The following is a 16,544-nucleotide window of genomic DNA, read 5'->3' as shown; positions in this document are numbered from 1 at the left end:
GTTTTTCTTGAATTCATAAGGGGTACTTGTTTTTAACCTTATCAGTTAGCGGCTAGTTAAATACCATGAGCATCAAATAGCGGCTAACTGACAAGTGAATCTATTCCTTAATAGGACTTAGATTTTGTCATACATGCGGCGATTTTGTTGAGCGAATGCCGCTTCAAAAGCCGGTAATTGCACACGTTTAAGGCCTAATGTTAATAGGTCAGCTTGTGGCGGGTTACGCTTTAGCTCTTCTTTAATTATCACTGGGCTAATTACCGTTACTGGTAAGTCTGTGATTTGAATTGACGCTTCTAGTTTAAAGCTGGTGGCAGAACCAGCAAATTTGCCTTTCTGTTCACGTTCAATTATGACGATTTCAGTGACTTTGTAATCTTCCATTAATTTATGGAAAGCAAAATGAAATTCACGAATTGATTCAGTTTCAACTGATTTTGAAATACTGAAAGAGATTTGACGACATTCCGGTACGTTGAATGCATCTTTCTCGTAATTTAATAGGCTGATGACGGCTTCGCCACCTTTTAATTCTACACCACAAATATTCATGTTATACCTTAGTTTGAGCTAGTTTGTTTTTGCATGATGGTTAGTTAACGCATCATGTATTTAAAATTAGAGGTTATTCTTCTTCATCAGAGATGATTGAATCATCATTCTCGATAATCTGTACGGGTTTAGCTTTACGGCGTATTGGTGCATCACCAATATCTACACCAGAAGCAAAACGTTTATCAAGTTTAGGCGCGACTTTAGCTTTCTTCGTGGCGACACGTTTCTTGGCTACGGTGCTATCAGCAGATTTTTTATTAGCATCTGAAGCTTTAACTTTGTCTTTTAAGCCTTTGAATTTTGGTTCAAGCCCTTCGATAGTTGAGAAGTCGAAGGTTTTGCGTAAGAACACTTGCACCTTTTTAAAACTTTCCCAATCCTTAGGACCTACCAAAGAAATCGCATCACCTTTGGCGCCCGCACGACCTGTACGGCCGATACGGTGAACGTATTCTTCAGCAAATTTTGGCATGTCAAAGTTAATCACTAATGACACATTTAATAAATCTAATCCGCGAGAGGCAACATCAGTAGTAACTAAAATCTTTTGTTGACCACGGCTGAATTTATCCATGATTTGATTACGCGCAGACTGACTTAAATCACCACTTAGCGCTGCGGTTTCTAAACCTTCTTCAGCTAATAATTTAGCAAGCCTGTCGGTATCAGAACGTGTCGCAGTAAAAATGATAACTTGCTTATGCTGTTCAGTTTTCAATACATGCTGCAGCACGGCTTGTTTATGGTCAAGATGGTCGACTAAAAACACCCGTTGAACAATGTCGACATGCTCAGCGTGAGAGGCTCCAATAGCAACGTGCTTTGGTGACTTTAATAATGTCGCGGCAATATCATTAATATCATCATGATCTAATGTGGCAGAGAACATTAATGTTTGTCGGCGCTTGTGATCAGCAGCGTCATTGATGGCTTTAAGTTGTGGTGCAAAACCTAAATCCAACATGCGGTCAGCTTCATCAAGGATCAGTAGCTCTAAACCATTTAAGTATAAATGACGTTGCTTTAAGTGGTCAGCAATACGGCCAGGCGTTGCCACAATAAAATGTGGGTCGCGAGAAAGCAGTTTTGCTTGGTCGTTAAAGTTCTCACCGCCTAAAATACTCATGGCTTTATATTGAGTATTGGCAACAAGTAAACGTAACTGACCATAAACTTGTTGGGCAAGTTCACGGGTCGGTAATAAAATGAGGACACGTGGATCTTTTTTAGAAAGTGCTCTGGTTGATATTACGCGCTGTAATGCAGGTAATAAAAACGCCAGGGTTTTACCTGAACCGGTTTTCGATGATGCCATTAAATCTTTACCCGCTAGGGCAACTGGCATGGCTTGTTGCTGAATTTCTGTTGGCTCAGAAATCCCCATATGCTTTAGACTGTCAAGTAAGCGTGTGTCTAAAGAAAAATCGGTAAATAACAAAGGTAAATCCCCTAAAAAATGATAGCCAGATATTATACCGTGTAAGCTAGGTGATAGCCAACAGCTTAGGCGTAAGATAAGCTAACAATGTACGTAAATATGGCAAAGGATTTCGTAAATGTCTAAAGGCTCCAAAGATAAGAATCCTCCACTTCGCGTAGGGATTGCCCTAGGTAGTGGTGCAGCAAAAGGATGGGCACATATTGGTGTGCTTAAAGAACTTGCTGAATTAGGTATTCATCCTGAAAAAATAGCAGGTTGCTCAGTTGGTGCACTTGTTGGTGCTGCGTATGCAAATGATCATTTAGATGAGTTACATGATTGGGTTAGCGGCTTCTCTAGTTGGGATGTTTTAGGGCTGATGGATTTAAGTTGGCGTAAAGGCGGCTTAATTAGTGGTGAGAAGGTGTTTGATGTTTTAGCCGGTCGAATTGGCGAGTTAAAAATAGAACAACTTAAAAAGCCGTTTTCGGCAGTGGCAACTGATTTGTATTCTGGCCAAGAAATTTGGTTTAAACAAGGTGATTTACGTCATGCGGTAAGAGCATCTTGTTCAATGCCAGGATTTTTACCACCAGTACAGTTACAAGATCGCTGGTTAGTCGATGGCGCGGTAGTGAATCCTGTACCCGTTTCTATGTGCCGTGCAATGGATGTTGACGTGGTGATTGCTGTCGATTTAAATGGCCATAGACGTAATAGCATGCATATGTTGCCACAGCAAATGACCAGCCGGCCGCCAACGGAAATTGAGAAACAACAAGTTGCCAAAGAACCTGAATCTGCCTTCATGGATATTCTAGGTAAAGGCAAAGAGTACATTAATAGTTTTTCTGAAAAGTTTTCAGCAAACACTAAATCTCATCCTGGCATGATAGCTGTGATGTCACAATCGATGGATATACTAGAGCAGCGTCATAAACGTGCTAGATTAATGGGCGATCCACCTGATGTTTGTTTGGTTCCGCAACTTTCCGATATCGGTACTATGGAGTTCCACCGAGCTGACGAAGCTATCGAAGCTGGACGTCAATCAGTGCGTGAATCTGCACATCTAATCAAAGCCGCCATCGGACTTTAATCGATATTAATCTCCTTATAAACCCGTCATTATTTGACTGCTTTTGCGCTTCTAGTAGCGGGTTTTATTTCCTTGGTCAAGCTTGATATTTCAAAAAAGTGTTGGGCTTAGCACTATTTTTTTTCATTTCCCTTACCTTCATTAAAATATGATCTAGATCATGGATCTTTAGTCCCTATTATTGCTTAATGCACCATATATTGTGTTCGTTGATAATTTTGTGTGGATATATAGTGTTTGTATCCTGTGCATAAATGGAGTAAAAGTAATGCCTGTAGTAATTAAAAGGGACGGTTGTAGGACTCTTTTTGATGAGTCTAGAATTAAGGATGCCATTGTTGCTGCAATGGAAACTGCTACAGGTACTGCTGATGAAGACTATGCTTCAACAGTCGCTTGTGTGATTAGAGATCAAGTGTCTAGTGGTGAAGAAGTTGAAATTCATCACTTACAAGACTTAGTGGAAAACTTATTAATGGAAGGCCCTCATAAAGAGGTCGCTCGTCATTATATTGAATATCGCCATGACCGTGATATTTGTCGCGAAGCTAAAAGTAAATTAAATTGCGAAATACGTGGTTTAGTTGAACAAAGCGATGCATCAATTCTTAATGAAAATGCCAATAAAGACGCGAAAGTAATTCCTACACAACGTGATTTACTTGCGGGTATTGTGGCAAAGCATTACGCCAAATCGCACTTACTACCAAAAGATATCGTCGCGGCGCACGAGTCAGGTCAACTGCATTATCACGATTTAGATTATGCACCATTTTTCCCGATGTTTAACTGTATGCTAATTGATTTAGCCGGCATGTTAACCCATGGTTTTAAAATGGGTAATGCAGAAATAGACACTCCTAAATCTATTTCTACAGCGACAGCGGTTACTGCACAGATTATTGCCCAAGTGGCGAGCCATATTTATGGTGGCACCACGATTAACCGTATTGATGAAGTATTAGCTGAATTTGTACAGAAGAGTTACCAGAAACTACTGGTTATCGGTAAAGAGTGGGACGTATCAGATGTTGAAGCCTTTGCAATGGCACAAACTGAAAAAGAATGTTACGACGCATTTCAGTCTTTAGAGTATGAAGTCAACACCCTACATACCGCTAATGGACAAACCCCATTTGTGACCTTTGGTTTTGGTTTAGGCTCGTGTTGGGAATCTCGTTTAATTCAAAAATCGATTCTTAAAGTACGTATGGCAGGTTTAGGTAAAAACCGTAAAACAGCAGTATTCCCTAAATTGGTTTTTGCTATTCGTGATGGACTTAATCATAAAGCCGCAGATGCTAACTATGATGTTAAGAAACTGGCGTTAGAATGTGCCACCATGCGCATGTACCCAGATATTCTTAACTATGAGCAAGTTGAACGCGTTACAGGTTCATTTAAAACACCAATGGGTTGTCGTTCATTCTTAGGTACTTATGAAGAAAATGGTGAGTTAATCCATGAAGGACGTAACAACTTAGGTGTTGTTAGTTTGAACTTGCCAAGAATTGCTATTGAAGCGAAAGGCGATGAAACAGCATTCTTTGCATTGTTAGAACAGAGAATGACTTTAGCTCGCAAAGCACTCGACACTCGTATTGCCCGTTTAGTGGGTGTTAAGGCGCGTGTTGCACCCATCCTATATATGGAAGGAGCTTGTGGTGTTCGCTTAAATGCTGATGATGATGTTTCTGAAATTTTCAAAAATGGCCGTGCGTCAATTTCTTTAGGCTACATTGGCTTACATGAAACCATTAACGCGCTTTATGGCACTGGTGAGCATGTATTTGATAGCGAATTATTGCGTACTAAAGCCATTGAAATTATCAAAGTTATGAAGCAAGCGACTGAGTCTTGGAAAGAAGAGACAGGCTATGGCTTTAGTTTATACAGCACCCCAAGTGAAAACTTATGTAGCCGTTTTTGTCAGTTAGATGCCAAAGAGTTTGGTGTCGTTGAAGGCGTAACAGATAAAGGTTACTACACCAATAGCTTCCATTTAGATGTAGAAAAGAAAGTTAACCCATACGATAAAATTGATTTTGAATTACCGTACCCTGAAATCACCAACGGTGGCTTTATTTGTTATGGCGAATTCCCTAACATGCAACACAATATTGAAGCATTAGAAAACGTTTGGGATTACAGTTATAGCAGAGTGCCTTATTACGGTACAAATACACCAATTGATGAATGTTATGATTGTGGCTTTGTCGGTGAGTTTAACTGTAATAGTAAAGGCTTTGTTTGCCCTAAATGTGGTAACCATGAACCGAGCCGAGTGTCAGTGACTCGTCGTGTATGTGGATATTTAGGTAGCCCTGATGCAAGACCATTTAACTTTGGTAAGCAAGAAGAAGTTAAGCGCCGTATTAAGCATTTATAAATACATATATTATTCATAAGTTTAGTCAAATCTAGGCTTGTGAACAAATAAACAAGGCGCTATTTAGCGCCTTGTTTGCCTTTTGTCTAAGCTAAAATAATATATGAATATCAGTCATATAGTTGAGCTGAGTGAGAAGATAAAACCAATGAACTACCACCAGTATTTTCCTACCGATGTTATAAATGGTCCCGGAACCCGTTGCACATTATTTGTGTCAGGTTGTGAGCACCAATGTCGTGGTTGTTATAATCAGTCGACGTGGGATCCACGCTCAGGTCATGAATTTAACAAACAAATGGAAGATCAAATCATTGCAGACTTGAAAGATACGCGTATTAAACGCAGAGGTTTATCTCTGTCGGGTGGTGATCCGCTGTTTCCGGCAAATATAGATGCTATTTTGTCGCTAGTAAAACGCGTAAAGCAAGAGTGTCCAGATAAAGACATTTGGCTATGGAGTGGTTATCAACTTGAACAGATGTCATTATTGCAACGACAAGTGATATCGTTTGTTGATGTACTAGTAGACGGTAAGTTTGAGCAAGATTTAGCCGACCCCAGTTTGAAATGGCGTGGTAGCAATAATCAGATCATTCATGATTTAGTTCAAATAGATGAATCATAAGCTGTTGTGGATAATGTGTTTCATCTAATGAACTGTTATACTTCGCCTCCGTAATCGTGTTGGATTGATACAAATGCTGTGTGTGAGCATAATATTGTGTCAGTGGCACAATGTTGAACTTTAAGGTAACACAATGAATTTAAAAGAAGAACTGCAAGCATTAAACGATAAAGCAGAGAAGTTTCGCCGTAAACTTGCTGCCGCTGAAGCCCGTGAAGATAAAGCGATTATCCTGCAGTTTAAAAAAGAGATCACTACAGTAACTAAGCGTATTGCTAGTTTAAAAAATCAGCAATCGCGCCAGTTAGGTAAAGATGGTAAAGACGTTAAAGAGCTGAAATTTAACCGTGCACTCACTAAAGCAGAACAAGCTGACATGGGTAAGTTGAAAAAATCAGTTAAAGGTTTAGTGGTCGTTCATCCAATGACTGCACTAGGTCGTGAAATGAATATTAAAGCAGTAACTGGTTTTGCTCCTGCAAAATTCTAATCCAGTTTATTATTATTTTTTGACGTCAAGTCAGATACATGGATGATGAGTCTCAAGGATTGAGCGTTGTCTGAAAGGTTGATCAATGTCGATTAAATTTATCGCCACTTCTAAGTTACCTACGCCTTGGGGCGTATTTGCAATGCACGGTTTTGAAGACACTGAAACGGGTAAAGAGCATGTTGCCTTGACGTTTGGTGACCTTAAAACGGATGAACCAATGTTGGGTCGTATTCATTCAGAATGCCTAACGGGTGATGCATTATTTAGCTTGCGTTGTGATTGTGGTTTTCAACTACAAACCGCAATGCAAAATATTGCTGAATTAGGTCAAGGGTTTATCCTTTACTTAAAGCAAGAAGGTCGCGGAATTGGTTTGCTGAATAAAATTCGTGCTTACGAATTGCAAGATCAAGGTGCTAATACCGTAGAGGCAAACGAACGACTAGGTTTTGCTGCTGATATGCGTAAGTACGATATGATTGAACCTATGTTGGCACAAATTGGTGTTAATAAAGTTAAATTGATGACCAACAACCCACGTAAAGTGCAAGCGATGCAAGCGGTTGGCATTGAAGTGACTGAAAGAGTTCCTTTGCAAGTCGGTAAAAACCGCTACAATGAAGCATATTTAAAAACAAAATCAACTGAGTTAGGCCATATGATGAATGAATATCACTTTGTCGATGACGATAAATAACGGTTGATGCCATTACGTAGATTTTATAATGTCACCGAGTTGGTTAAAGCGTTTCAAAGCTGCTAGTTTAAAAATACATATCGGCGCTGCAATAATCATTGCAGCGCTTTTTATTACAATGCCTACCTACGGTAAAGTTGATCCCAATAACCCTGACTTATCCCATTATGCGTTTGCCAATTACATTGGTAGCGGTATCTATCGTGCATCAGGTCAAAATGCGGCAATTGCCAATATTCCGTTTGCTTTTGATATCGAAAATTCTGAAGATCACCAATTAACCTTACGTTTACCTATTTCATTGGGCTTTTTTGATTACTCGTTCAGTGACTTACCAGAAGGTGATTTTCCTGATGGTGTCGGTACGATGACGATTACCCCTGGTATTGAATATAAATGGTTTTATGACGAGCAATTGACCTTAGAAACGTATCTGGATTTGGGCTATGGTCATAACTTTTCGAACTCAAGTAACGTGGGTATTTTCTCTACGGGGATCTCAGCTTTATACGCATTGGAAAACCCTAAGTATTCTCCTGTTTGGGTTAATAGAGTTTATTATGCCGGCTACAAAAGTAGTATCAATGATAGTGCTGAAAGTTATTCGGTATTGCAATCAGGGATGGATTTTGGTCTGGGTCAGCACTGGGACTGGGGTGAATATACCGTAGAACCGCGTTTGTTTGTTGCGGGGCGTTGGTATTTCGATAAGCTAAAATTTGTCACGCCAGTTGAAGATGACATTTTAACATCTCATTCATATGAAGTCGGGGTGACGTTAGCTTTATCAAAGCCACTGGGTTGGGGCTGGTTTAGTACCGATAGATTTGGCGTTAGTTATCAAACCGATGGCGAACTGCAGGTGTGGCGACTGATTTTTGAGTTTCCAATGTAATAACACTAGAGTCTGAAACAAAAAAGCATGATGGATCGATAAGATCATCATGCTTTTTTTGTTTGGCTAAATTTTTTGGTTAACTTTTATTTAGCTAATTCTTAGTGGGTCAAATAAACCATTACGATCTTAGGTGTCGTAAGACTATTTACCCCAAATGTCAGCATTTGCACCTGGTGTGCTTTTAACTTCATGGTTTTTGGAAACCGGTTTAGCACTTGCTGTAGGCTTACTACTCGTTTTATCTGCATCGTATATCTTTGGTGGTGGCAAAGGTAGCTTGTTCGTTTTTAACCACAAGTATTCAACTTTATCCCGTGCCCATTCCGCTTTTCTTAAAAATTTTAGGCTAGATTTCACACTCGGGTTTTCATTAAAACAGCGAATGCTAATCCGGCTACCTAATTCTTCCCAGCCATATTTTTCCACTAATTCAGTGACAATAGTTTCTAACTTAATCCCATGAAGAGGGTTATTTGCTTGAGTCATTTACGCAGCTTAATTTACCAATTTGTGAACATTATAACATCGCGTCGGATTGGACGTTAGTGTTTGAATGTTTTGCTTACGAGATAATACTCAAGAGTGGTCACTAATGATTAAAACTCAAAGCTATTATCAGGTGGTATTGCAAAAAGCTCTTCAGCAATGGCGCGTATTTCAAGTGCTGCTTTACCTTGTGGATCAATTTCTAATACTGAAGAACCGCTTTCTTCGCTGTCATCATAGATATTCCGATTAAATGTAATCGCATTTAAGGCCTTTAAGCCAAATGATTGCACTACATCTTTAGCTTCTAAAATACGCTTAAATTGAGAAGGCAAAGCAGGGCACTGGCTAATAACAACAGCAGCGACCATTTTTGGGTTAACCATTTTACAGGTACTCAGCATATCTTCCATGTGAGGGAGGGTTTTTAAATCTCGTCTTTTAGGTCTTAATGGAATGACGACATAAGTGGCAACAGACATAGCAGCTCGCATTGCGAGGTTATCCTGGCCACCACAATCGACAATGACGTAGTCAAAGCGTTCATTTAGGCTCAGTAAGTCATTTCGAATTTTACCGTATAATTGTATACAGTTGATGGGAGGTAAATTGGGGTCTTCGTTGCGAGCTTGAATCCAATCAGAGGTGGTCTTTTGCGGATCGCAATCGACCATCAAAACATTGGCTTTGAAGCTTTCAGTAACATATACCGCGAGGTTTTGTGCTAAACAGCTTTTACCGCTACCGCCTTTTTCCCCGCCGACTAATATAATCATAGACTCACCTTAATGTTAAGATTTGCTATTTATATTGCACTGTTTTATCTGAATTAAAGCAACTGCATGGCAATATGATAACTCTGTGGATTCGACTCATTACAACGGCACACTTGGCCTTTAATGGTGTTTTGCTGTTCGGTATTGTGATTAAACGTAATCGCGATTAAATCACCCAAAGCAAATGCACGTTTATAGTCAATTAAGACTCCTTTACGAGCTAAGTCGATACAAACACCATCGTCTTCATGTGGCTCACCGTCAGCATCAATCCAATGTAGCAAGATACGCTCGGCTTCCATATCTACCCTCAACGACGTTCTCTTTTCTTCAAACCCTGTCGGTTCATTCGACATAACCACATTACTCCTTGTTTCGTTTATCCGTCATTGGTACCAGTGACTATATAATTAATCTTAATCAACATATGGAAAAAAAGCGATAAGTTAGTGACTTATCGCTTTGTTTGTTGATATACGTTAAAGAAACGAATCCGTTACTTAAATTTAATCTAAATCTTTGCTGCGAGGATAAGGCAGTTTGATTTGTCCCCATCGGATGACAATGACCGTAGAAGCCAACACAATGGTTGAGAGCGAAATTGCGAGAATGCGCCAGTCATCCATATCTTTCATATCGAGAATTAAGTAACGCGCTAGCGCGACTATAGCGATATATAAAGGCATGCGGATAGGTAACTTGCCTGACTCTAGGTAGTTGACCACCATGGCCAAGACTTCAAGATAAATAAACAGCAGCAGCAAATCGGCGAGTTCTACCGTTCTGATGTCGAACATATGCAATACTTCTTCACCAATAGCAAAGATGGTTGCCAGAGAAATAATGAAAAGAACGATATGTTCAACACCTTTGAGGCTCTTAACCCCTATTTGGCGGAGTATCGGGAGTGGCATAATGATTTATTCTCTTATTATTAATTTAATTGATAATTCAGTATATTCTGCTAGGTGAGATTTTGCTGAGTGATCTAGATCAAAAAAGCCAAATAATCATGGCTTATGTGGACTTTAACGGAATTATAGTTGTGAATATGCTAGTTAAACAGGCACAAAAAAGCCGCCCTAAAGGCGGCTCTTGTTTTCGGTTATGCTTTAAGCTGAAATGCTTATGGCATAAATCGAATTAGCGCTTTAAGCCATCATTTAATAATGGGCGCATAAGTTTAACTAATTCTGAAGTCACTTTAGGAGAACCTGCAACAACATTACCTGAAGTCATGTAGTTATGGTTGCCAGTAAAGTCAGTAACCGTACCGCCAGCTTCACGACAAATTAGGTCGCCAGCAGCGATGTCCCATGGCTTAAGACCGATTTCAAAGAAACCATCGTAACGGCCCGCAGCAACATAAGCTAAATCAAGTGCAGCAGAACCTGTACGACGAATGTCAGCACATAATGGGAATACTGTACCTAGGATGTTCATGTAGGTTTCTGTGTGTTGACGTGCCTTGAATGGGAAGCCTGTACCAATAATAGTACCTTCAAGTGTTTTAACGTCAGTTACACGTAAACGGAAATCGTTTACTTTAGCGCCTTTACCACGTGTAGCAGAGAATAATTCTTCACGAACAGGATCGTAAACAACGGCAACTTCAATTTTGCCTTTGTATTGAACAGCGATAGATACTGCGAAATGAGGGATACCACGAACGAAGTTATTGGTACCATCCAAAGGATCGACAATCCATACATAATCTTTGTTGTCACCACGGTTTTCACCGTTTTCTTCGCCAACAATCGTATGATCTGGGTAAGATTTACGAATTTGGTATGTAATATTAGATTCAGCTTCCTTGTCTACACTTGTAACAAAGTCATTTAAACCCTTTGAATCAACCTCAACGTTGTCGAGTTCAGTGTAGGCGCGCATAATAGTTTGGCCCGCGGCGCGTGCAGCGCGCGTGGCAATAGTCAGCATCGGATGCATAGCAATCCCCTGGATGTTAAAGAACGAATAAATCAGCGGCATGATTATACGCTTTTTAACAGTTATATCAAATGCAGATTTTCATATATCGGATTAATTGCTGCTTGTGTTATTATCCGCAGATAGTTTTTTACGGATTAAAGTAGTTTCATGCTAAGTAATATACGCGTAGTTTTAGTGGGTACTTCACATCCTGGTAATATCGGTTCTACTGCAAGAGCCATGAAAACCATGGGATTATCTAATTTATATTTGGCTGAGCCGCGAGTTCAACCAGATGGTCAATCAATTGCTTTAGCCGCAGGCGCTGCAGATTTGATTCGTGATGTCACTATTGTTGACTCTTTAAGCGAAGCTATTGAAGGCTGTAGTCTTGTTATTGCAACAAGTGCAAGAAGCCGCACACTCGACTGGCCAATGTTAGTGCCAAAAGAAGCCGGAGAAAAACTGGCACTTGAGAGTATTAAAGGCCCGGTAGCAATAGTCTTTGGCCGTGAAAATCATGGTTTAAGTAATGAAGAGCTTCAGGAATGTAATTACCACGTAGCGATTCCGGCTAATCCTGAATACAGTTCATTGAATCTTGCCCAAGCAGTACAGATAATCTGTTACGAAACCCGCATGGCACATTTAGCATTAGATGAAAAAACCACATTCGAAGAAGAGTATCCGCTTGCGGATGACTTACAACGTTTCTATGTGCACCTTGAATCAACGTTGACTAAAACAAACTTCATTATAAAAAACCATCCCGGCCAAATAATGACTAAGCTTAAACGTTTGTTCAGTCGTGCCAGAGTGGAAAGTGCAGAAATGAACATTCTGCGCGGCATATTGACGTCTATTGATAAGAAAGTAGCAAAATCGGACGAGAACAAAGATTCATAAGTTGAGTATTAAGGATTGTGACATGGGCGTGATAGCGCGATTGAAGGAAGATATTGAATCTATTTATCACCGTGATCCGGCGGCGAACAGTAGTTTTGAAATATTAGTAAACTATCCTGGGATGCATGCGATTTGGATACACCGAATCAGCAATAAGTTATGGAATGCGAAGTGGCATTTGCTCTCGCGATGCCTATCTACTTTTTCTCGCTGGTTAACCGGGATAGAGATCCATCCTGGTGCCACTATTGGTCGCAGATTCTTTATCGACCACGGTATGGGCGTGGTCATTGGTGAAACGGCTGAGATTGGTGATGATTGTACCCTTTACCATGGTGTTACCTTGGGCGGTACGACTTGGCAAGCCGGTAAGCGTCATCCCACATTAGAAAACAATGTGGTGATAGGTGCTGGCGCGCAAATTCTTGGTCCTATTACTATGCATGACGGTGCCAGAGTCGGTTCAAATTCTGTAATTGTTAAAGATGTCGCTAAAGATACGACAGTGGTCGGTATTCCCGGACGAGTAGTTTCAACGCCGTCAGATCAGTCTAAAGAGCAAACAGAAAGACGCAGCGCCATGGCTAAGAAGTATGGTTTTGATGCGTATGCAGTATCGCCTGATAATCCTGATCCAGTAGCGAGCGCCATCGGGCAAATGCTTGACCATATGCATTTGATGGATTCTAAAGTGCAAGAAATCTGTCAAGCAGTTCAATCAATGGGTGGGGAAGTGTGCACTGAAAAACTGCCAGAGTTGAATGTCGATGACTTTACAGAAGCAGAGCAAGAAGCGGCTGAAAATCGTAAACAAGAAATTGATAAGTTTGATCCCAGTATTTAAAATTTAGGGTTGAACTTTACTGAATCGACACCCATTTAATGAGTGTCGATTTTTTATTTTTGGGCTATTGGATTTATCTAAAATAGCATTTTTGTAAATAACGAAATATTTATTACGTATTAGTCGTATTTATAGGCTATTGGCATTGAATCTTGTTGTATAAAAAGGTTAAATAGCCGTGAAAATATTAAGACCTAAATTGTTAGCTGCGAACGAGAGATAATACTTGAGTGATTTACTAGGTTAAATACTTGACTAGTTTACTCAGGTATGATGAAATTGCTCCATAGTTTATGGGAGCAAATAACGTTATGAAACTGACATCAAAAGGTCGCTACGCAGTGACAGCTATGCTAGACGTTGCTATTCACTCAGCCACCGGGCCAGTTCCCTTAGCGGATATCTCTGAGAGACAGGGAATATCGCTTTCCTATCTAGAGCAACTCTTCGCTAAGCTTCGTAAAAATGGTCTTGTATCTAGTGTTCGTGGTCCTGGAGGCGGTTATCGTCTTGGCCAAGAAGCCAATGATATCTCTGTAGGCATGGTCGTGCATGCTGTTGACGAGTCTGTTGATGCTACTCGTTGTCAGGGAAAAGGGAATTGCCAAAGTGGCACCCGTTGTCTTACCCATTCTTTATGGGGTGACTTAAGTAAACAAATTTCAGATTTTCTAGATGGCATTACACTTGCTGGATTAATGCACAAAAGAGATGTTCAATTTATCTCAATAAAGCAAGATGAATTGCAGAAGGAACATAGAGTTACTTTGTAATTTTATGTTCATGTATCAATAACTATTTATATGTACGTTGTTAGTAGCCCCGTTTGGGTTACTCAGTACGGAGTGTATGATGAAGCTTCCTATCTACTTAGATTATGCCGCAACAACGCCAGTTGACAAACGTGTTGCAGAAAAGATGGTTCAATTTATGACAATGGACGGTGTGTTTGGTAACCCAGCATCTCGTTCACATCGTTATGGTTGGCAAGCCGAAGAAGCAGTTGATATTGCTCGTAACCAAGTGGCTGACTTATTAAACGCTGATCACCGTGAAATTGTATTCACATCTGGTGCTACTGAATCAAGTAACCTGGCGATTAAAGGTATTGCGCATTTCTATAACAAGAAAGGCAAGCACATCATCACCAGTAAAACAGAACATAAAGCGACTTTAGATGTTTGTCGTCAACTTGAACGTGAAGGCTACGAGGTGACTTATCTTGAGCCTAGCCCGAATGGTTTGATTGCAATGTCAGTAATTGAAGACGCAATGCGTGATGACACGATATTAGTGAGCATCATGCACGTAAACAATGAAATTGGTGTTATTCAAGATATTAACGCAATTGGCGAGTTATGCCGTTCAAAAGGTATTTTCTTCCATATGGATGCTGCACAAAGTGCAGGTAAATTACCGATTGATGTTAAAACGACTAAAGTTGATCTGATTTCAATATCTGGCCATAAAATGTACGGACCAAAAGGTGTAGGTGCTTTGTACGTGCGTCGTAAACCACGTATTCGTCTAGAGTCTCAAATGCATGGTGGCGGACACGAACGCGGAATGCGTAGTGGTACATTGGCTACGCATCAACTTGTTGGTCTTGGTGAAGCAGCAGCTATCGCTAAGCAAGACATGATTGAAGACAATGCCCGTATTCTTCGTCTACGTGACAAGTTATGGAATGGCGTTAAACATATCGAAGAAACCTACATTAATGGTGATATGGAACAACGCTACTGTGGCATCTTCAACGTCAGCTTCAACTTTGTTGAAGGCGAATCGTTAATGATGGCACTAAAAGATTTAGCCGTATCATCTGGTTCAGCATGTACTTCAGCAAGTTTAGAACCAAGCTACGTACTACGTGCACTTGGCCTGAACGATGAAATGGCACACAGCTCAATCCGCTTCTCAATCGGTCGTTACACTACTGATGAAGATATCGAGCATGCAATCAAAGTAATTGATGAATCTATCGGTAAATTACGTGAAATGTCTCCTTTATGGGAAATGTTTAAAGATGGTATCGACCTTGATCAAGTTCAATGGGCACACCACTAATTAATTTTTTATCGATAGTGATAAATGGAGCAGAATTGTTATGGCTTACAGCGAAAAAGTAATCGAACATTATGAAAACCCACGTAACGTAGGTTCATTTGATAAGAATGACCCTTCAGTGGTAACCGGTATGGTTGGCGCACCAGCATGTGGTGACGTAATGAAGCTTCAACTTAAAATAGGCGAGAATGGCATTATTGAAGATGCTAAATTCAAAACTTATGGTTGCGGTAGTGCAATTGCATCAAGCTCATTGGTTACTGAATGGGTTAAAGGTAAAACTGTTGAAGAAGCAGCGACCATTAAGAATGCTGATATCGCAGAAGAATTAGCGCTTCCACCGGTTAAAATCCATTGCTCAATTTTAGCTGAAGATGCTATCAAAGCAGCATTGGATGAGTACAAATCAAAGCAAGCTAAGTAATACCTGGAGTTAAGATGGCAATTACAATGACCCCAGCTGCGGCTGATAGAGTTAAATCTTTCCTAGATAATCGTGGGAAAGGCTTAGGTTTACGTCTTGGGTTAAGAACATCTGGTTGTTCTGGTATGGCTTATGTGATTGAATTTGTTGATGATATTAATGACGACGATGAAGTTTATGAAATTGAAGGCGTTAATATCATTATCGATGCAAAAAGCTTTATTTATCTCCAAGGCATTGAATTAGATTTTGTTAAAGAGGGCCTCAATGAGGGCTTCGAATTTAATAACCCTAATGCCAAAGGTGAATGTGGTTGTGGTGAAAGTTTCACTGTCTAATATAGATGCTGAAATTGACACTAAACATTACCAATAAAGAGCATGATATCTGCCAATGAATTATTTTGAGTTATTTCAATTTTCACCTTCCTTTGATATCGACATCGCCTCACTTGCAGAACGCTATCGCGCCCTGCAAAGGGCGGTTCATCCCGATAAGTTTGCTAATGAATCTGAGCAACAAAAATTATTGTCAGTGCAACGAACTGCGCAAGTCAATGATGGCTATCAGACCCTCAAAAATCCTCTCAAACGTGCTGAACATATATTAAGCCTACGCGGCATTGATATTAGTCATGAAACCACAACGGTTAAAGACACTGCATTTTTAATGCAGCAGATGGAATGGCGAGAAGCATTAGAAGATATCAAAGACGACCAACAACCTGACGAATTAATCAGTGATTTATACGATTCATTTGCTGATTTTGAAACGTCACTTTCGCAACAACTTGCCAAATTACTGCTATCAGAAACAGATAATGATAATTTATCTGCGGCTGATCAGATCAGAAAGCTTAAATTTATGGCAAAATTGCAAGATGAATTAGCTAGAATTGAAGATTCATTATTAGATTAAGTTTTTGATTAA

At 40.0% G+C, this 16,544-nt stretch carries 20 protein-coding genes; 13 read left to right on the top strand and 7 right to left on the bottom strand.

Going from position 1 to position 16,544, the window contains the following annotated elements; all coding sequences use genetic code 11:
• Window positions 1-117: 117 nt before the first annotated feature.
• A complete protein-coding gene (locus tag FPK91_RS05595; RefSeq protein ID WP_144209165.1) occupies window positions 118-555 on the bottom strand; it encodes a DUF3010 family protein in 438 nt (145 codons plus the stop codon).
• A 73-nt stretch (window positions 556-628) separates the two neighbouring features.
• Entirely contained in the window at window positions 629-1,996 is a 1,368-nt protein-coding gene (locus tag FPK91_RS05590) for a DEAD/DEAH box helicase (RefSeq protein ID WP_144209162.1), read from the bottom strand.
• A gap of 118 nt (window positions 1,997-2,114) precedes the next feature.
• Here FPK91_RS05590 and rssA point away from each other — a divergent pair, with 118 nt between their 5' ends.
• The 6 genes from rssA to FPK91_RS05560 all read left to right on the top strand — a co-directional run bounded on the left by rssA (window position 2,115) and on the right by FPK91_RS05560 (window position 8,179).
• Complete coding sequence (rssA, locus tag FPK91_RS05585; protein ID WP_144209159.1) at window positions 2,115-3,077, top strand: patatin-like phospholipase RssA; 963 nt, start codon at window positions 2,115-2,117, stop codon at window positions 3,075-3,077.
• A gap of 268 nt (window positions 3,078-3,345) precedes the next feature.
• Window positions 3,346-5,466, top strand: a complete 2,121-nt coding sequence (gene nrdD / locus FPK91_RS05580; protein ID WP_144209156.1) for an anaerobic ribonucleoside-triphosphate reductase — start codon at window positions 3,346-3,348, stop codon at window positions 5,464-5,466.
• A gap of 148 nt (window positions 5,467-5,614) precedes the next feature.
• Window positions 5,615-6,094, top strand: coding sequence for an anaerobic ribonucleoside-triphosphate reductase-activating protein (gene nrdG / locus FPK91_RS05575; RefSeq protein WP_144209153.1), 480 nt, complete (start codon window positions 5,615-5,617; stop codon window positions 6,092-6,094).
• Window positions 6,095-6,227: 133 nt separating this feature from the next.
• Entirely contained in the window at window positions 6,228-6,584 is a 357-nt protein-coding gene (locus FPK91_RS05570) for a YibL family ribosome-associated protein (protein ID WP_144209150.1), read from the top strand.
• Window positions 6,585-6,669: 85 nt separating this feature from the next.
• The gene (gene ribA, locus FPK91_RS05565; RefSeq protein ID WP_144209147.1) at window positions 6,670-7,284 is read left to right on the top strand and encodes a GTP cyclohydrolase II; all 615 of its coding nucleotides are present in this window, start codon (window positions 6,670-6,672) and stop codon (window positions 7,282-7,284) included.
• A gap of 28 nt (window positions 7,285-7,312) precedes the next feature.
• Entirely contained in the window at window positions 7,313-8,179 is an 867-nt protein-coding gene (locus FPK91_RS05560) for a hypothetical protein (RefSeq protein WP_144209144.1), read from the top strand.
• A 144-nt stretch (window positions 8,180-8,323) separates the two neighbouring features.
• Here the strand turns inward: FPK91_RS05560 and FPK91_RS05555 are convergent, their stop codons facing one another.
• The 5 genes from FPK91_RS05555 to suhB all read right to left on the bottom strand — a co-directional run bounded on the left by FPK91_RS05555 (window position 8,324) and on the right by suhB (window position 11,391).
• Window positions 8,324-8,668, bottom strand: coding sequence for a VF530 family protein (locus FPK91_RS05555; protein ID WP_144209141.1), 345 nt, complete (start codon window positions 8,666-8,668; stop codon window positions 8,324-8,326).
• 110 nt (window positions 8,669-8,778) lie between these two features.
• Window positions 8,779-9,444, bottom strand: coding sequence for an AAA family ATPase (locus FPK91_RS05550; protein WP_144209138.1), 666 nt, complete (start codon window positions 9,442-9,444; stop codon window positions 8,779-8,781).
• A gap of 53 nt (window positions 9,445-9,497) precedes the next feature.
• Entirely contained in the window at window positions 9,498-9,800 is a 303-nt protein-coding gene (locus FPK91_RS05545; protein WP_144209135.1) for a PilZ domain-containing protein, read from the bottom strand.
• Window positions 9,801-9,950: 150 nt separating this feature from the next.
• Window positions 9,951-10,358, bottom strand: coding sequence for a phosphate-starvation-inducible protein PsiE (locus FPK91_RS05540; RefSeq protein ID WP_144209132.1), 408 nt, complete (start codon window positions 10,356-10,358; stop codon window positions 9,951-9,953).
• Window positions 10,359-10,587: 229 nt separating this feature from the next.
• On the bottom strand, window positions 10,588-11,391 hold the full coding sequence (suhB, locus tag FPK91_RS05535) for an inositol-1-monophosphatase (RefSeq protein ID WP_144214171.1): 804 nt from the start codon (window positions 11,389-11,391) through the stop codon (window positions 10,588-10,590).
• Between the two features lie 150 nt (window positions 11,392-11,541).
• Between suhB and trmJ the strand changes: the two genes are divergently transcribed.
• The 7 genes from trmJ to hscB all read left to right on the top strand — a co-directional run bounded on the left by trmJ (window position 11,542) and on the right by hscB (window position 16,532).
• Complete coding sequence (gene trmJ, locus FPK91_RS05530; protein ID WP_144209129.1) at window positions 11,542-12,279, top strand: tRNA (cytosine(32)/uridine(32)-2'-O)-methyltransferase TrmJ; 738 nt, start codon at window positions 11,542-11,544, stop codon at window positions 12,277-12,279.
• Between the two features lie 22 nt (window positions 12,280-12,301).
• Window positions 12,302-13,123: a serine O-acetyltransferase gene (cysE, locus tag FPK91_RS05525; protein WP_144209126.1), complete on the top strand. Its 822-nt coding sequence runs from the start codon at window positions 12,302-12,304 to the stop codon at window positions 13,121-13,123.
• A 311-nt stretch (window positions 13,124-13,434) separates the two neighbouring features.
• Window positions 13,435-13,896, top strand: coding sequence for a Fe-S cluster assembly transcriptional regulator IscR (gene iscR, locus FPK91_RS05520; RefSeq protein WP_144209123.1), 462 nt, complete (start codon window positions 13,435-13,437; stop codon window positions 13,894-13,896).
• A gap of 79 nt (window positions 13,897-13,975) precedes the next feature.
• The gene (locus tag FPK91_RS05515) at window positions 13,976-15,190 is read left to right on the top strand and encodes an IscS subfamily cysteine desulfurase (RefSeq protein WP_144214169.1); all 1,215 of its coding nucleotides are present in this window, start codon (window positions 13,976-13,978) and stop codon (window positions 15,188-15,190) included.
• A gap of 40 nt (window positions 15,191-15,230) precedes the next feature.
• On the top strand, window positions 15,231-15,614 hold the full coding sequence (gene iscU, locus FPK91_RS05510) for a Fe-S cluster assembly scaffold IscU (RefSeq protein ID WP_144209120.1): 384 nt from the start codon (window positions 15,231-15,233) through the stop codon (window positions 15,612-15,614).
• A gap of 14 nt (window positions 15,615-15,628) precedes the next feature.
• A complete protein-coding gene (iscA, locus tag FPK91_RS05505) occupies window positions 15,629-15,952 on the top strand; it encodes an iron-sulfur cluster assembly protein IscA (RefSeq protein WP_144209117.1) in 324 nt (107 codons plus the stop codon).
• Between the two features lie 55 nt (window positions 15,953-16,007).
• A complete protein-coding gene (gene hscB / locus FPK91_RS05500) occupies window positions 16,008-16,532 on the top strand; it encodes a co-chaperone HscB (RefSeq protein ID WP_144209114.1) in 525 nt (174 codons plus the stop codon).
• The last annotated feature ends 12 nt before the right edge of the window (window positions 16,533-16,544 follow it).

It is taken from the genome of Shewanella donghaensis, assembly GCF_007567505.1.
GTDB lineage: Bacteria > Pseudomonadota > Gammaproteobacteria > Enterobacterales > Shewanellaceae > Shewanella > Shewanella donghaensis.
Note: the sequence above shows the minus strand (reverse complement) of the source record. Positions and strands in the feature narration are given on the sequence as shown.

Bases quoted from the DNA above. Each gene is read 5' to 3' on its own strand.
- FPK91_RS05550 (WP_144209138.1), bottom strand. From the start codon at position 9,444: ATGATTATATTAGTCGGCGGGGAAAAAGGCGGTAGCGGTAAAAGCTGT.
- iscA (WP_144209117.1), top strand. From the start codon at position 15,629: ATGGCAATTACAATGACCCCAGCTGCGGCTGATAGAGTTAAATCTTTC.
- FPK91_RS05540 (WP_144209132.1), bottom strand. From the start codon at position 10,358: ATGCCACTCCCGATACTCCGCCAAATAGGGGTTAAGAGCCTCAAAGGT.
- FPK91_RS05595 (WP_144209165.1), bottom strand. From the start codon at position 555: ATGAATATTTGTGGTGTAGAATTAAAAGGTGGCGAAGCCGTCATCAGC.
- nrdG (WP_144209153.1), top strand. From the start codon at position 5,615: ATGAACTACCACCAGTATTTTCCTACCGATGTTATAAATGGTCCCGGA.
- iscU (WP_144209120.1), top strand. From the start codon at position 15,231: ATGGCTTACAGCGAAAAAGTAATCGAACATTATGAAAACCCACGTAAC.
- ribA (WP_144209147.1), top strand. From the start codon at position 6,670: ATGTCGATTAAATTTATCGCCACTTCTAAGTTACCTACGCCTTGGGGC.
- suhB (WP_144214171.1), bottom strand. From the start codon at position 11,391: ATGCATCCGATGCTGACTATTGCCACGCGCGCTGCACGCGCCGCGGGC.
- rssA (WP_144209159.1), top strand. From the start codon at position 2,115: ATGTCTAAAGGCTCCAAAGATAAGAATCCTCCACTTCGCGTAGGGATT.
- nrdD (WP_144209156.1), top strand. From the start codon at position 3,346: ATGCCTGTAGTAATTAAAAGGGACGGTTGTAGGACTCTTTTTGATGAG.
- FPK91_RS05570 (WP_144209150.1), top strand. From the start codon at position 6,228: ATGAATTTAAAAGAAGAACTGCAAGCATTAAACGATAAAGCAGAGAAG.
- cysE (WP_144209126.1), top strand. From the start codon at position 12,302: ATGGGCGTGATAGCGCGATTGAAGGAAGATATTGAATCTATTTATCAC.
- FPK91_RS05560 (WP_144209144.1), top strand. From the start codon at position 7,313: ATGTCACCGAGTTGGTTAAAGCGTTTCAAAGCTGCTAGTTTAAAAATA.
- FPK91_RS05555 (WP_144209141.1), bottom strand. From the start codon at position 8,668: ATGACTCAAGCAAATAACCCTCTTCATGGGATTAAGTTAGAAACTATT.
- FPK91_RS05515 (WP_144214169.1), top strand. From the start codon at position 13,976: ATGAAGCTTCCTATCTACTTAGATTATGCCGCAACAACGCCAGTTGAC.
- hscB (WP_144209114.1), top strand. From the start codon at position 16,008: ATGAATTATTTTGAGTTATTTCAATTTTCACCTTCCTTTGATATCGAC.
- trmJ (WP_144209129.1), top strand. From the start codon at position 11,542: ATGCTAAGTAATATACGCGTAGTTTTAGTGGGTACTTCACATCCTGGT.
- iscR (WP_144209123.1), top strand. From the start codon at position 13,435: ATGAAACTGACATCAAAAGGTCGCTACGCAGTGACAGCTATGCTAGAC.
- FPK91_RS05545 (WP_144209135.1), bottom strand. From the start codon at position 9,800: ATGTCGAATGAACCGACAGGGTTTGAAGAAAAGAGAACGTCGTTGAGG.